This is a genomic window from Paenibacillus sp. FSL H8-0457 (genome assembly GCF_038051935.1).
In the GTDB taxonomy this organism is placed as follows: Bacteria; Bacillota; Bacilli; order Paenibacillales; family Paenibacillaceae; genus Paenibacillus_AQ; species Paenibacillus_AQ lautus_A.
Genome location: NZ_CP150293.1, coordinates 4,268,473 through 4,282,598, shown reverse-complemented (window position 1 = coordinate 4,282,598; position 14,126 = coordinate 4,268,473). Strand labels below are relative to the sequence as shown.

General features: G+C 52.9%; 9 protein-coding genes. 8 read left to right on the top strand and 1 reads right to left on the bottom strand.

Annotated features, from left to right (window positions below; genetic code table 11):
• Positions 1–8: 8 nt before the first annotated feature.
• The 3 genes from MHI43_RS18765 to MHI43_RS18755 are packed head-to-tail and all read left to right on the top strand — an operon-like array spanning position 9 to position 5,372.
• Complete coding sequence (locus MHI43_RS18765) at positions 9–776, top strand: 3-oxoacyl-ACP reductase family protein (protein ID WP_015735897.1); 768 nt, start codon at positions 9–11, stop codon at positions 774–776.
• On the top strand, positions 773–3,019 hold the full coding sequence (locus tag MHI43_RS18760) for a heparinase II/III family protein (RefSeq protein ID WP_341283145.1): 2,247 nt from the start codon (positions 773–775) through the stop codon (positions 3,017–3,019). Before MHI43_RS18765 ends, MHI43_RS18760 begins: the two co-directional genes overlap by 4 nt.
• Positions 3,003–5,372, top strand: coding sequence for a DUF4962 domain-containing protein (locus MHI43_RS18755; RefSeq protein WP_036660886.1), 2,370 nt, complete (start codon positions 3,003–3,005; stop codon positions 5,370–5,372). Before MHI43_RS18760 ends, MHI43_RS18755 begins: the two co-directional genes overlap by 17 nt.
• A gap of 165 nt (positions 5,373–5,537) precedes the next feature.
• On the opposite strand, the gene MHI43_RS18750 is transcribed toward MHI43_RS18755, so the two are convergent.
• Positions 5,538–6,425: an AraC family transcriptional regulator gene (locus MHI43_RS18750; RefSeq protein WP_036660885.1), complete on the bottom strand. Its 888-nt coding sequence runs from the start codon at positions 6,423–6,425 to the stop codon at positions 5,538–5,540.
• A gap of 190 nt (positions 6,426–6,615) precedes the next feature.
• Between MHI43_RS18750 and MHI43_RS18745 the strand changes: the two genes are divergently transcribed.
• The 5 genes from MHI43_RS18745 to MHI43_RS18725 all read left to right on the top strand — a co-directional run bounded on the left by MHI43_RS18745 (position 6,616) and on the right by MHI43_RS18725 (position 14,126).
• Positions 6,616–7,665 (top strand): Gfo/Idh/MocA family oxidoreductase, encoded by a 1,050-nt coding sequence (locus tag MHI43_RS18745; protein ID WP_036660884.1) that lies wholly within the window; start codon positions 6,616–6,618, stop codon positions 7,663–7,665.
• Positions 7,666–7,864: 199 nt separating this feature from the next.
• Positions 7,865–10,171, top strand: coding sequence for a helix-turn-helix domain-containing protein (locus MHI43_RS18740; protein ID WP_235201673.1), 2,307 nt, complete (start codon positions 7,865–7,867; stop codon positions 10,169–10,171).
• Positions 10,172–10,611: 440 nt separating this feature from the next.
• On the top strand, positions 10,612–12,237 hold the full coding sequence (locus MHI43_RS18735) for an extracellular solute-binding protein (RefSeq protein WP_081746270.1): 1,626 nt from the start codon (positions 10,612–10,614) through the stop codon (positions 12,235–12,237).
• A gap of 84 nt (positions 12,238–12,321) precedes the next feature.
• Complete coding sequence (locus tag MHI43_RS18730; RefSeq protein ID WP_036660881.1) at positions 12,322–13,224, top strand: ABC transporter permease subunit; 903 nt, start codon at positions 12,322–12,324, stop codon at positions 13,222–13,224.
• Between the two features lie 26 nt (positions 13,225–13,250).
• Positions 13,251–14,126 carry a carbohydrate ABC transporter permease gene (locus MHI43_RS18725; protein WP_036660879.1) on the top strand — a complete coding sequence of 292 codons (876 nt, stop codon included), beginning with the start codon at positions 13,251–13,253 and terminating at the stop codon, positions 14,124–14,126.

The window sequence follows — 14,126 nt, the reverse complement described above, 5'->3', positions numbered from 1 at the left end:
GGATCAACATGCAAATCAATCTATCGGGTAACGTCGCTTTAGTCACAGGATCTAGCGGAGGAATCGGTCGGGCGGTTGCCATCATGCTGGCGAGAAGCGGAGCCAAGGTAGCGCTGAATTATCTGAACAGCAAGGAGGCTGCCGAAGAGGCCGTTGCCGAGATCCGGGATTTTGGCGGCGAAGCCCATGCTTTTCGCGCAGACGTTGCGCAAGCAGAACAGGCGGAGGCGCTTGTGGCGGAAGTGGAAAAGGCGTTTGGCGGACCGGTAACGATTCTGGTTAACAATGCGGGGCATTTGGTCCAACGGCTGGCAAATGCGGAAATGACCGAGGAGCTCTACGCCAAGATCATGGACGTCAATATGAAAAGCACGGTATTCGTGAGCAAAGCGGTCATTTCGGGGATGAAAGCGGCCGGTCAAGGCCGCATCGTGAACATGACCTCCGTTGCGGCGCACAACGGCGGCGGACCGGGTGCTAGCATTTATGCAGCGAGCAAGGCTGCCGTCCTGAGCTTTACCAAAGGCTTGGCGAAGGAGCTTGCTTCAAGCGGAATCAATGTGAATGCCGTATCCCCCGGCTTTATCGGGCAAACGGCGTTTCACGCGACCTTTACCCCAGATGATGCGCGCAAAGCTACCATTCAGGGCATTCCGCTTGGGCGAGAAGGCACGCCGGACGATGTCGCCGGCTCCGTGTTGTTTCTCGTCTCGGGGCTGTCTTCTTATATAACAGGTGAGACGATCGAAATCAACGGCGGCATGTTCATGCGATGAGGGATTGGATGAAGGTGAAGGCGAAGCTGAACTCGTATGCGTGGGGCGTGCAAACGATCGATATCCTGAAGGCCGAGCTGGACCAAGTAATTGACCGGAAGCTGGATGTTCCCCTCGAGCCCGGCGGCTGGTGGCACCAATTCGTTTGTCCCGAACATCACACGGAGCTGTTGTTTGATCCTCTGGAAGCCGACGGCGGCACCTTTCGCTGTCCGTATGGCTGCGAATGGGAAGGAGAACCGTATCGGGGAGCATGGCTGGTATTCAAGCATCAGGCCATGGCCCGATATGCTCTGCAATCCGCCGCCGTCTATGCGGGCACGGGGGAGAAGGTTTACGCCGATCTTGGAAAAAGGCTGATCGTTCGATATGTGGAGCAATTTCCGCTGTATCCTGTCCACCCGGATGCGCAGCCATGGATGCTGAAAGGGAGAGCATTCCATCAGGCTTTAACCGAAGCCATCTGGGCAACGACGCTTCTTCGTGGATATCTGCTTCTGCGGGATGAGGGCGTATGGTTTGATGAGGCGGATCTTCGGAAGATTGACCGGTTCCTGCACATGCTGGAGAGCAGCATGACGGAATATCATCATATTTTGTCCCGGGAACGCGGAAATCCTGAGAACAACTATACCGCTTGGCTGATCGCCGCTTTGTTCTGTATCTATGCGGTGCAAGGCGAAACGAAGAAGCTGAAGCAGCTGGTTGAGCAGGAAGGCGGGCTGCGCCATCATCTCACCATTGCCGTCAAGCCCGATCAGCTTGAATTTGAAGGCAGCATTTACTATCACGTATTCGTGCTCCGTGCTTACCTGATTGCTGCGGAAATGGGGAGCAGGGTTGGTGAAGAGCTTTTTTCCCTGAGAGGGGAGCAAGGCCAATGCATGCAGGGAATGTTATCGGTCCTGGTTCGATTATCAGACCCAAACGGCTTCTTGCCTGCACTTCACGATGGTCCTTATCGCAGGGCCCCATTCGCGCGAGAAATTGCGGAAGTTGGGGAGATCGGCTTATCCGTATTTGGGGATAAGAGCTATCGACGATTGCTTGGCCATGCATATCGGGAACTGAATGGAGAAGCCGGCAGAATCGGCATGCTGGAGGCACTGCTGTACGGCACGGGATCATGGGATGGCCGAAACGGTATGGCGGCTCCCGGCATAAGGAACTCGCCTATGTTGAAATCGGGCGAGATATGGGAAACGGGGGATATTATCGAAGTACAGGTCACCCGTGAGGTCCCAAGACCGGGAGACGCTATGCAAGCAGATCGTGATCTGACAGCTCATGAAGCGGGGGGGATCGCAGGCGGTAACTTAAATCATGCCGACGGCGAATCGCGTAATTCCGTTTTTCTTCCTCACAGCGGGTTCGCCCTGTTAAGGACGAACGATCCCCAAGGCCTTCAAGCGCTGATTGATTTTGGCCCCCATGGCGGTTCGCATGGTCACTTTGATAAATTGAATCTGATGATTCATGCCGGGGATCAGCCTCTTTCGCCAGATCGTGGAACTGTACCTTATGGATCGGTTCTGAAAAAGGAATGGTACCCCCATACTGCCTGCCACAACACCGTCTCCGTAGGCGGCCGCTCGCAGAATCCGGCCGAAGGCAAATGCATGCGGTATGAATCCGCTCCAAACCGTTCCTATATTTGGGTTCGGGCCGATGAAGCCTACGATCATGGCATTCTGGACCGGCATTTGATCATGGCGGAAGATTGGCTGCTGGATTGGTTCGAAGTGGAATTGGATGAACCGGCCGCCGTGGATTGGTGGTTTCATTACGTCGGCACAGGGCAGCTTCGCCAAGCTTCGGATGAGGTTCAGTACAGCGGGTCGGCGGAACCGGGAAACGAGGACGGACGCGCATACGTAAAAGAGCGCTCCTCTAATGTATGGTCCAGAGACGGTATGCAGGTTGACCTTTATATCGCTAACGAGTCAGGAGCGCTTGCGGTAGCATCCTTTGCCACCTTTGAAGGAACGGTATGCTCACGAGTGGAATCACCTGGGCTTGCTGACGATCCCAGCCGTCCCATGGAAGGAATCCGGCTTCAACGATTGGATTCGAAAGCCCGCTTCATCGTCGTTTATCGTGCCGGAAATGAGCCGATATCCTTGCGATGGACGCATGCTGCGGACGGGGATTGGCTCCATCTGTCGGATGGGAGGACGACAAGAAGCTTTACAATGACCAACAACGGGTTGAAGGAGAGGGTGCTCGATGAAAACCTTGTTTGAACCGAAAAGCGGATTATTGTCCGTGCCGTATCAACCGGACGAAGGGAGTAAGCTTCTCGAGAATCCTCCCCGTTTCACCTGGATGCCGGGACAGCTTGAGGACGACCGTTATATGCTGCAGATCTCGACTTCACCCTCGTATGAAACGGGGGCCACGACGACGATATCGCCGATTCCCTATAACTTATACACTCCGGATCGACCGCTGGAGCCGGGTACTTATTATTGGCGCTATGCCTTGCTGACCGGTGAGCAAGTGGAGGATACCGCGGACTTGGAGCATAACCGTTCTTCTTGGAGTCAATCCCGAATGTTTCATGTCCCGGAGGGGCTGCCCGAGACTCCCCTGCCTGGCAGAGCGGAAAGGTACGAACGCACGCATACCGGTCATCCGCGGTTATGGTTGGACGAAAAGGGGATTGAGGCGTTCCGGGAAGGTCTCCGCAAGGATGAAGATTACTGCGGCTGGCAGGCCTTTTACGAGAGATCGGTCCTTCCATGGGTGAATAAGCCGCTAATCCCGGAACCAGAGCGTTATCCGGGCAACAAGCGCGTCGCGAAGCTGTGGCGACAAATGTACATGGATTGCCAGGAAACGCTCTATGCCGTCCGGCATTTAAGCGTGGCAGGAGTTATATTGCAGGATGATACTTTGATAGCCAAAGCGAAAACGTGGCTGCTCCACGCGGCCCGTTGGGATACGGAGGGAACAACGTCCCGCGATTACAACGATGAAGCCGCTTTCCGCATGGTCGGGGCGCTTGCCTGGGGGTACGACTGGCTTCACGATTACCTCGGCGCTGAGGAGATTGATCTCGTCAGGGGCGCCTTGCTGCGCCGTACCGAGCAGGTGGCCTTCCATGTGATGGAGCGCTCGAAGATCCATCATGTCCCTTACGACAGCCATGCGGTTCGTTCGTTATCCTCGGCTCTGGTCCCAGCCTGCATCGCCTTGCTTCATGAAGAAGCGAGCGCGCGGACATGGCTGGATTACACGCTGGAATACTACGCCTGCCTCTACTCCCCATGGGGCGGAGAGGACGGGGGCTGGGCAGAAGGGCCGCTCTATTGGACAACCGGCATGGCATTCGTGATCGATGCGCTCAATCTCATCCGCAATTACGTAGCGATCGATTTTTATAAACGTCCGTTTTTCGGGCGCACCGGCGATTTTCCGCTATATTGCAGCAGTCCGGATACGATTCGGGCCAGCTTCGGCGACCAGTCCTACCTTGGAGAACCTGTCAGCCTGAAGACGGCCTTCAATATTCGCCAGTTTGCAGGCATTACGGGAAACGGGCTGTATCAATGGTATTTCGAACAAGTGGCCAAATCCGATACGGATGCCGACTCCAAATTTTATAATTACGGCTGGTGGGATTTCCGGTTTGACGATATGCTGTATCGGCATGACTTTCCTCAAGTGGAAGCCGTTCCTCCATCGGATACCGTTCCCTTTGCCTTATCGGACGCTTCGGAACCCAATGAAGGGGCCATTCAATCCGTCAAATGGTTCCGCGATATTGACTGGGTGGCGATGCATCACCGGATGGATGATCCGGATGAACACATCATGCTGCTTGCGAAGAGCAGCCGATACGGCTCGATGAGCCACAGTCACGGTGACCAGAACGGCTTCCTGCTGCACGCATACGGCGAGCCGCTGGCTATCGAGAGCGGGTACTATATCGCCTTCGGCAGCACGATGCATATGAACTGGCGTAGGCAGACACATTCGACGAACAATATTCTTATCGATGGCCATGGTCAGTATGCGGGAAAAGACAAGGTTCTCTGCATCGAGGCCAGCGGCAGGGTGGAGCAAGTCGATGCTGCAGCAGGCTTCGGGTACGCCCGCATGAATGCAACACAGGCCTATCGGGCGAATGTCCCCTACCTGGAGCGATATGTGCGCGAAATCTATTTCTTCGACGAATCTTATGTTGTGATCGTGGATACGGTGGACCTTGCCAAGCCAGCCAGTATCGAGTGGCTGTTCCATACCTTGAACCGGATGAAGCTGTCGGGGCAGACCTTCCGAGTGATGGGCAGCAAAGCGGAGATGGAGGGGCGATTCGTGTACTGCTCCTCAGGCGATCTATCGCTGAATCAGCATAATCAATTCACCGGCGTCGATCCCGAAGAGATCGAAGGGCTGGATAACCAGTGGCATCTGCATGCGGAGACGAAGTCAGCTTCAAGCCATCGCATCGCGACTCTCCTGGTGCCGATGAAAGTGGATGAGAGTAAATACGTCTCGTATTTTCTGGACGATCAGGACCATGGGGTTCATATCTATTTCACGAACGAGGACGGGAACACCAGGAAAGTGGAGGTGCCCAAGGCGTATTAAGTGGGGCTTCGCCGATACGATAACGAATGCCAAAAGACTCAACATACATACAGCAGCCTTTGCTGGAGTTGAGTCTTTTAATATTTAGGAAGCATGGTGCCAATTTATCATCGTACAGGGAGCAGCTTGAAATAACAGCTAAGCAATCAGGATCAACTCGCAGCTTTATATCATTCTTGCCTGGGAAGGCGTCATGCCCTTGTACTGTTTATACAGCTTGGTAAAATAATTCGGGTTGCTGCAGCCGACGATGCCGGCAATTTCCGTGATGGTCAACGTCCGTTCGCGAAGCAGCCGTTCCGCTTCATTCATCCGGGTCAGGTTGACGTAATCCACGAAGGTGCGGCCCGTTAAACGCTTGAACATTTTGCAAAAATGAAACGGATTCAAACCGACTTCCGCAGCGGCGGCCTCCACCGGCAATTTATCGCCGATGTTGTTCTCGATATGCTGTATCAGCTTTTTATAACGCTCCCGATTCGCAAAATAAGGCTCGTGCGTTTTCTCCGCGAGCTGTACAGGCATGAATGTGCGCGCCAGCAGAACGAACAGGGTGTACAGCTTCGACTTGGCAATAAGCTCATAAGCCGGTCGGCGGACGGCAAGCTCTTCAATGACTTCATCCAGCAGCGGATAGCAATCTGCGCCAGCCGGGTCACTCTCCGCAGGCTTGACGGGAAAACGCAGCCGGCCTTCCATATATGGAGCGACATAACGCGAGTGAACAGGATCGTGAAGAGAATCGTTAAACAGGGATGCATTCACCACGACGCAATCAAACCGCACATCGCCATCCTCGAGGGCATAACCCACATGCAGACTGCCGCCCGGGATGATGATGAACTCTCCAGCCTTAACGTCATATGGGGTGGTATCAATATGGAAGACGGCGCGCCCTTGGCGCATGCATAGGATCTCAAAATGCTCATGCCAGTGGAGATAGAGGATGCAATCCTTCGTTTTGGCACCGGGGCAGAGGTTATGAAATACCTGTACGGGATACGCCTTATCGCCAAGCCTGGTATTCTCATGAAGCTCTCTAGGATAGGACATACGAATTCACCTCGAACCGCAAGATAAGAGTGGTATTGCACAAGGTTGTATAGAGATATTGTTGTGTATCGCCATTATAATGAAGTTGCTTCATCTACATTAAGCCAATATCGGAATGATTACAACCACTAGGCGATGAATTGAAAGCGATTAATCAAACGATGACGTATTCAGGGGGAGTAATGAAAATATGACCACGGCGTTTAAAGTTGTTATCGCGGGATGCGGGAGCATGGCGAATACTTGGGCGGATTATGCAAAAGGTCGGGAGGACGTTGAAATCGTGGGTCTCGTGGACATTCAAGAGACTTTCGCGAAGGCATTTGCCGATCGGCACGAACTTTCCTGTCCGACGTATGACAATATTAACGATGCACTTGCTTTAAGCGGTGCGAATATCGTATTCGATGTGACCATTCCCGCCAGCCACTATGGGATTAGCACGGCTGCGCTGAAGCACGGGTGTCATGTATTCAGCGAAAAACCGTTAGCAGAATCGATGACGGAATGTCTGGATATCGTGAAGCTGGCAGAGTCTGCAGGCAGAACCCATGCCGTCATGCAAAACCGCCGATTTGATCCGCGAATACGGGCATTTAAAGCTTTGATCGATAGCGGAGCGATCGGAAAGCCTGGATTCATAGGGGCGGATTTCTTTCTTGGCGCGCATTTCGGCGGATTTCGGGACCTGATGGACAGTCCCCTGCTGCTTGATATGGCCATTCACACCTTCGATCAGGCCCGCATGATCAGCGGAGCCGATCCGGTATCCGTATATTGTCAGGAGTTCAACCCGCCCGGTTCCTGGTACGCCGGCAATGCGATGGCGATATGCATCTATGAAATGTCGGACGGCTCCGTGTTCAATTACCGCGGGTCCTGGTGTGCCGAAGGCGCTCAAACCTCCTGGGAAGCCGCCTGGCGCGTCACGGGTGAGAGAGGAACGGCAATCTGGGACGGACATGACGAGATCTATGCGGAGGTCGTTGCGGAAGGGGATCAATCGGGAAGCTTCATTCGGAAGTATGAGCGGATCGAAGGCATGCTGCCTGCCATGGCGAAGACCGGACATCATGGCTGCCTGGAAAATATGTTTCACGCACTGGAAGCCGGCATCAAGCCGGAAACGGACTGCAGCGACAACGTATACAGCATGGCGATGGTGCTGGCTGCATTGGAAAGCGCCAAGACCGGACGGAAAATCATGATCTCGGAGTTCATGAACGGAATGGGCGTTTAATCTTGGCTGAGGAGTACTCGAAACGTATCCTGCCTCTGAGCTCGAATAGCTTTGCAGTTACGGGCGGGTCGTGAACATAAGCATAGAAGAAGTCGCGATCATCGCGGCTTTTTTTATTGTAACAATGGATGTCCTCGTTTTAATGCTTTATAAGCGTCCTACTTTCGAAGACAGCCCTCTTCCAGGGAGGGACACGGACATGCTACAATATAGCACAAGCATAAGTAAAACGCTTAACCTGGAAGAGAAAGGAATGACTTCTTTGCAGCAAAACTGGTACCGCAAGCTGCTTCTCTCCTATTTTCCCATATTCCTCATCACGATTACGATCCTGGTGTTTCTTTCATTCATCATGTTTAATGAGGCCTCGCGCGAAGAGGCAGCCAAGGCGAACGGAATTTCCACGCGTTTTATTATGGAAGATCTGGATCGTTCCATCAACGCGATCGAGATGAACGTGCTGAACGAAGTGGAGACGAGTGCCCTATACTCAAGCTATCTGTTCAGCAACCCGTCATCCGACCAAAATTTGATGTACTCGCTTGTCAAACGTCTCCGCGGGTTACAATCGGGCAGCGACCTGATCGAATCGGTCTATTTATACCGTCATTCGGATCAGTCGGTGCTGACCACCAGCGGCCAAAGCCCGCTCTCGACTTTTCCGGACCGTTCTTATATCGAGTTTGCCTTGAAAGAGCACGACTACCGGGGGTGGTCCGCCGTTCGATCCATGACGGGACTCGGGGAGAACGAACCAAAGCAGGTCATCTCCATGTATAAAAATTTGCCGCTTCCCTTCGGAAGCCAAGGGCTGCTCGTCATTAACGTAAGCATGTACCGGGTGGAGCAGATGATCAATCCGATGATAAATGACAGCGTTTCCTTTTTGAATATTTTGGACTCCAGCGGAGATCTCATATTTGAAGCATCCCAAATCGGAGAGGATAAGCGGGCTAAAGAAGGCAAGGTGCTGACGACGCTGCAATCGGATCAGCTGGGATGGACTTTTGAAAGCGGTCTCCGGGTCGGGCAGCTCTATGCCTGGGTGTCGGTCGTGTCCTATATCTGGATCGTGATCGGCTTCGTAACTGTGGTGCTTGCCGTTATTTATATCGTTTATGTTACCAGGCGGAATTATCAGCCGATCAAATCCATGATGAACCGCATCGAGTCCATTCAGCTCAACATGCCCCAGGCCGCCAAGGATGAGCTTTCCATGATCGATAGTGCGCTTGAAAGCCTGATCAGCCGGTCCATGGACTATGACAAAAAGCGGCACGAGAATCTCCAGCTTCAGCGCAGCCAGCTGTTCATGGACCTGATCAGCGGGCAGAAGCCGGAAGAGGAACTGTTATCCCGGATGGCAGAGCTGACGCCGATGAAGCTGTTGGAACAGCCCGCGGGTTACGTCATCCTGCTCGGTGAAATCAATGATTACAGCGGTTTTCAGGATGTTCATACCGTCCGCGACCAGAACGTGCTGAAGTTTGCCTTGATGAACGTGTTTCAGGAGCTTGCACGCAATGCCGGCTTCAACAGCTGGATTGAATGGATCGCCGGCAGCCGCGTAGGCATTCTGATCGCGCTTACGGAGGTGAAGGAGGAGACGCGTGCTTCCCTGATCCGCGCAGCTGAGGAATGTCGGAGCTGGGTCGAGGAAAAGCTTCGTTTGTCGGTGAGGTTCGGGCTGGGCAGCACGGTTGCCGGGCTGCATGAAATAGGCGCTTCGCACCAATCAGCCTCCGAGGCGCTCGGCCACAGGCTGGCGATGGGCGATCATGCCGTGCTGGTCGGCGACGAGCTGCCCCGGGGAGATTTAAGCCGCCTGCTTCCTTACCTGAATGAAATTTCGGAGCTGGTCAAGGACTTCCGATTAAATAATGAAGGCTGGAGAACCCGTCTGAAGGACATGTTTGTTTCATTCAAGGCAGAGCGTCTGAAGGACGATACGATCCGTTCTCTGGTCAACAGCATGCTTCAGCTGCTGTCCCGGGAGGTCGGTGTGTTATCCGACGAGCTGAGGAACCAGCTGTCGGAGGGGAGGGAGCATGTACTGGCCGGAGCCGCAACCTTAGAGGAGCTGCAGAGCAGGATCACCGATCAGTTGACGGAAATTTACCGCACCTATGTTGCGCTTAGCGAAACCAAGAGCTACCGTGCCATGATCAGCGAGATGAAGCACTATATAGAAGAGCATTTTGACGATCCGAATTTGTCCCTGAAACATCTGAGCGACCGTTTTCAGATTTCCGGAAAATATGCAAGCTATCTGTTTAAGATGGAATACGATATGAAATTCGTGGATTTCCTCGTACAGCTGCGCATGAAGCGGGCGGAGGAGCTTCTGGCGCAGACCGACCTCTCGATACAGGAAATTGCGGAGCAGATCGGATACGCCAACTCCATTACCTTCGGGCGGGTGTTCAAACGGACGTCGGGTGTGACGCCGGGCGACTACCGCAAGCTGCAAATGAAGCCTGCGCCGGGGACGGAGCTCGGATCCTAGAAAGCGCTTCGATAACGAAAACGGTTTATGATTATAGTTTATCCAGAAACGGGTGCAGAAGTTTCCGGCCGGAAGCAGCACCCGTTTCGTATTTTCTGGAGAATGTCGGTATGCGTACCGAATGCAACGGGTTATGTGAAAGGGTTCTGCAAACGGAACAATCACCGGATATATCAAGCATTAAAGTCATGATTAGAAAACGGTTTAGATAACGAAAATTGTCATTTCTCTACGTTGAAACCTTGTAACGAAGCGGGTTCTCACGTTTGGAATTTGGTTTATTGTCATCCGCTTGCCCTTGAGGCATACTGAGAACACCTGAGAGGTTAAGCGCTTACATTACGTGGTCCGAAGCAATTCGGATGAATCCGCAGCTTTCTATCATGAATAAGATCGGCGCAAATCGGCAGGGACATAATCCAAATAGAAAAGGGGATGTAATGATGGCAGCAAGCAAGAAAACATGGGGCAAGCTCGCAAAGCTCACGCTCGTCATGCTGTTGGTCGGAACAGTTGTATTATCCGGGTGTTCCTCAGGCTCTGGCAGCAGCAACAATGCTTCGGGCGGGGATTCCGGCTCCAATGACGGCAAGCAGATTACGCTGAAGGTCGAAATTTTTGACCGAGGCAATACACCGAAGCCTTATACCATCACCGACAGTTATCTTACCCGATATATCCAGGACAACTTTGGAACCCCTAACAACATTAAGATGGAATTCGTACCGGTCCCCCGTTCCGAGGAGATCAAGAAGCTGAACGTTCTCATGGCCAGCGGCGGCAATGTGCCGGATATCGTATTTACGTATGACACGCCGACCTTCAACCGCTACGCAGAGCAGGGTGGATTGACGGAACTGACGGATTTGATCAACGAGCACGGTCCGAATCTGAAGGAATTCCTCGATGAGGACGCGATGAGATACGGCCAGTACATGGGCAAGCAGTTCGCCGTTCCCGGCAAACGGGCCTTCCTTGGCAAGTATTCTTCCTTTATCCGCGCCGATTGGCTGGAAAAGCTCGGCATGGATGCGCCTCAAACGACCGATGAGCTGTACGCGGTCTTGAAAGCTTTTAAAGAAAAGGATCCGGGCGAAACCGGCGGCAAGGTCATTCCCTTCGGCATGACGATCGAACCGGCTCAGTACGATCCGCTGATCTGGTCCTTTATTCAGCCGACTACGGAAGAACAGAAGTACACGCTGCTGCAAAAGCTTGGAGCCAACGACTATCCGACGCTGCTTCCGGGCTTTAAGGATGCGCTGCAATTTTTCAACAAGCTTTACAACGAAGGGCTGATCAGCCGCGACTTCAGCTTGGACGAAGACAAGAAGCAGTTGACCCAGGACGTGACCAACGGTCTTACAGGCTTCCTGACGGAGGATTATCCGAACATGTACTACGCGGACGGCACCTATGACACGCTGCTCAAAAACCAGCCGGACGCCAAGCTTACGCCGATCGATCCATTCACCAACTCCGAAGGCAAGCATGCGAAGCCGGAATACGCTCCAAACGGCATGTACATCATGATTCCGAAAACAAGCCAACATGCTGCAGAAGCGATCAAATACTTGAATTGGATGGCTGACCCGGATAATCTGCTGGCGCTGCAAAACGGCGTGGAAGGCGAGAACTACGAAATGGTGGACGGCATTCCCGTCATGAAGACCGACGCTCCTCAAGAGGTGATTGACCGGCTTTACAACAGCGGCGACATTGCCATTATCGCCAACGGTAATTTTGTAGGCGACGAAACGCAGAACCGGGAGAAACTGACAACCAACTTCCCGGAAAAGTTCCAGGATCTGCATCGCAAGGCCGTGGAAATCTCGGCAACGGATACGTTTAAGCCGGTCAATTTCGACCGTCCGATCGAGGCTGAGGCGAAATACGGCACGAACCTGCAGGCCAAATACGAAGAGATGATCGTGAAGACGGCCATGGCGAAACCGGAAGATTTCGAGAAAACATTTGAAGCGACCATGAAGGATTACATGGTCAGCGGCGGCCAGGCGATTCTTGATGAGCGGACCAAAGTTTATCAGGAGATGCAACCCAAGTAAACCAGCGGGAAAAAGGAAAGGACGGCTTCTTCAAGAGGCCGTTCCTTCGCTCCCGGCGTCATGAGCAAGGAGAGGATGATACAGATGAGAGGAACCGTTTACCTGCGCCGGTACTGGCAATTATACGCACTGCTTGTTCTGCCTTTGGTCTATTTCATTATTTTCAAATACGGCCCGATGTGGGGCGTACAGATCGCCTTTAAGGACTTCAACTTCTTCCAAGGAATCACCGGAAGTGAATGGATTGGACTGGATGCCTTCCGCGAAGTTTTCCAGACCCAGGATTTTTATAAAACCCTCCGCAATACGCTGATGCTCAACCTGCTGGACCTTGTGGTATCATTTCCGGCGCCCTTGATTCTCGCCATCATGCTTCATGAACTTAGAATCCAGTGGTTTAAACGTTTGTCCCAAACGATATTGTATATTCCCCATTTCATTTCATGGGTTATCATAGGCGGCATCGTATACCAGGTGTTCGGCACGCAATCCGGCATGATCAACAACATGCTGATGGCGCTCGGTTTTGAATCGGTACCTTTTCTAACCGAAAAAAACACGTGGCTCATTACGTACCTCGCGACGGGGGTGTGGCAGAGCGCCGGCTGGGGAACCATCCTCTATCTGGCTGCCTTGACCGGCATCAACAAGGAACTGTTTGAAGCGGCAGAAGTGGACGGAGCGGGCAGGTTCAAGCGCATCTGGCATATCACGTTGCCGGGCCTGAAAACGACGATTGTGACGCTCCTCATCATCAACCTCGGCAATATGATCTCGATCGGCTTTGACCGTCCGTTTGTCATCGGCAATAAAGCGGTCATGGATTATTCCGACGTGCTGAGTACCTATGTGTACCGGACGGGTCTGGAATCCGGGCAGTATACCCTGGCTACGGTGGTCGGCCTGTTCCAGGCTGTCGTCGGGCTCGTCTTTATCCTCGGCGCCAACTATGCATCCAAAAAACTGACGGACGAGTCCATCATTTAACGTTTTTGCAGAAAGGAGATTCACTCATGAGCGAGCGTGTGTCGAACCGCTTTTTTGATTCCGTAAACATGATCCTGCTGGCGGTTTTCGTACTTCTCTGTCTGGCGCCTTTTTTCCATATTATCGCGATTTCTTTCAGCTCCAACCGGGCGGTAACGTCCGGCGAGGTGACGTTGTTTCCGGTGGAGTTCAGCCTTCAGGCATATCAATCCGTATTCTCGGATTCCAGCATGATCCGTTCTCTCGGCTTTACGATTATGCTGACGCTGCTGACGACGGTGCTGTGCATGGTTATGACGATGATTGCCGCTTACCCGTTGACGAAAAAGAAGCTGAAGGGCCGCAAAGTGTTTATGTTTATCATCATTGTGACCATGTTCTTCAGCGGGGGCATTATCCCGGAGTACATTCTCGTGAAGGACCTGAACCTGCTGAATACGATCTGGGCGCTTGTTCTTCCGGGGCTGATCAGTCCGTTTTATCTGATTATCCTGATCTCCTTCTTCAACGGAATTCCGGAAAGTCTGGAGGAAGCGGCCGAGATCGACGGTACAAGCCAAATCGGAACGATGCTTCGAATCATTTTGCCGCTGTCTTTGCCGGTCATCGCGACGCTGAGCCTGTTCTACGCGGTTGGGCGCTGGAACGGATTCCAGGACACGCTGCTCTATATTACGAAGGAAGAGCTGTATCCGCTGCAGCTGAAGCTGTATCAGCTGGTACAGAACAATATGATTACGGATTTGACCCGCAACGAGGGACCGGCAGCCGGTGTCAGAGCAACCACGGAAAGCCTGAAAGCGGCAAGCGTCGTATTTGCCACGGTGCCGATTCTTGTTGTGTACCCGTGGCTGCAGCGTTACTTCGTCAGCGGCGTGATGCTGGGTGCCGTGAAGGGTTAA

Bases quoted from the DNA above. Each gene is read 5' to 3' on its own strand.
- MHI43_RS18765 (WP_015735897.1), top strand. From the start codon at position 9: ATGCAAATCAATCTATCGGGTAACGTCGCTTTAGTCACAGGATCTAGC.
- MHI43_RS18760 (WP_341283145.1), top strand. From the start codon at position 773: ATGAGGGATTGGATGAAGGTGAAGGCGAAGCTGAACTCGTATGCGTGG.
- MHI43_RS18755 (WP_036660886.1), top strand. From the start codon at position 3,003: ATGAAAACCTTGTTTGAACCGAAAAGCGGATTATTGTCCGTGCCGTAT.
- MHI43_RS18750 (WP_036660885.1), bottom strand. From the start codon at position 6,425: ATGTCCTATCCTAGAGAGCTTCATGAGAATACCAGGCTTGGCGATAAG.
- MHI43_RS18745 (WP_036660884.1), top strand. From the start codon at position 6,616: ATGACCACGGCGTTTAAAGTTGTTATCGCGGGATGCGGGAGCATGGCG.
- MHI43_RS18740 (WP_235201673.1), top strand. From the start codon at position 7,865: ATGCTACAATATAGCACAAGCATAAGTAAAACGCTTAACCTGGAAGAG.
- MHI43_RS18735 (WP_081746270.1), top strand. From the start codon at position 10,612: ATGATGGCAGCAAGCAAGAAAACATGGGGCAAGCTCGCAAAGCTCACG.
- MHI43_RS18730 (WP_036660881.1), top strand. From the start codon at position 12,322: ATGAGAGGAACCGTTTACCTGCGCCGGTACTGGCAATTATACGCACTG.
- MHI43_RS18725 (WP_036660879.1), top strand. From the start codon at position 13,251: ATGAGCGAGCGTGTGTCGAACCGCTTTTTTGATTCCGTAAACATGATC.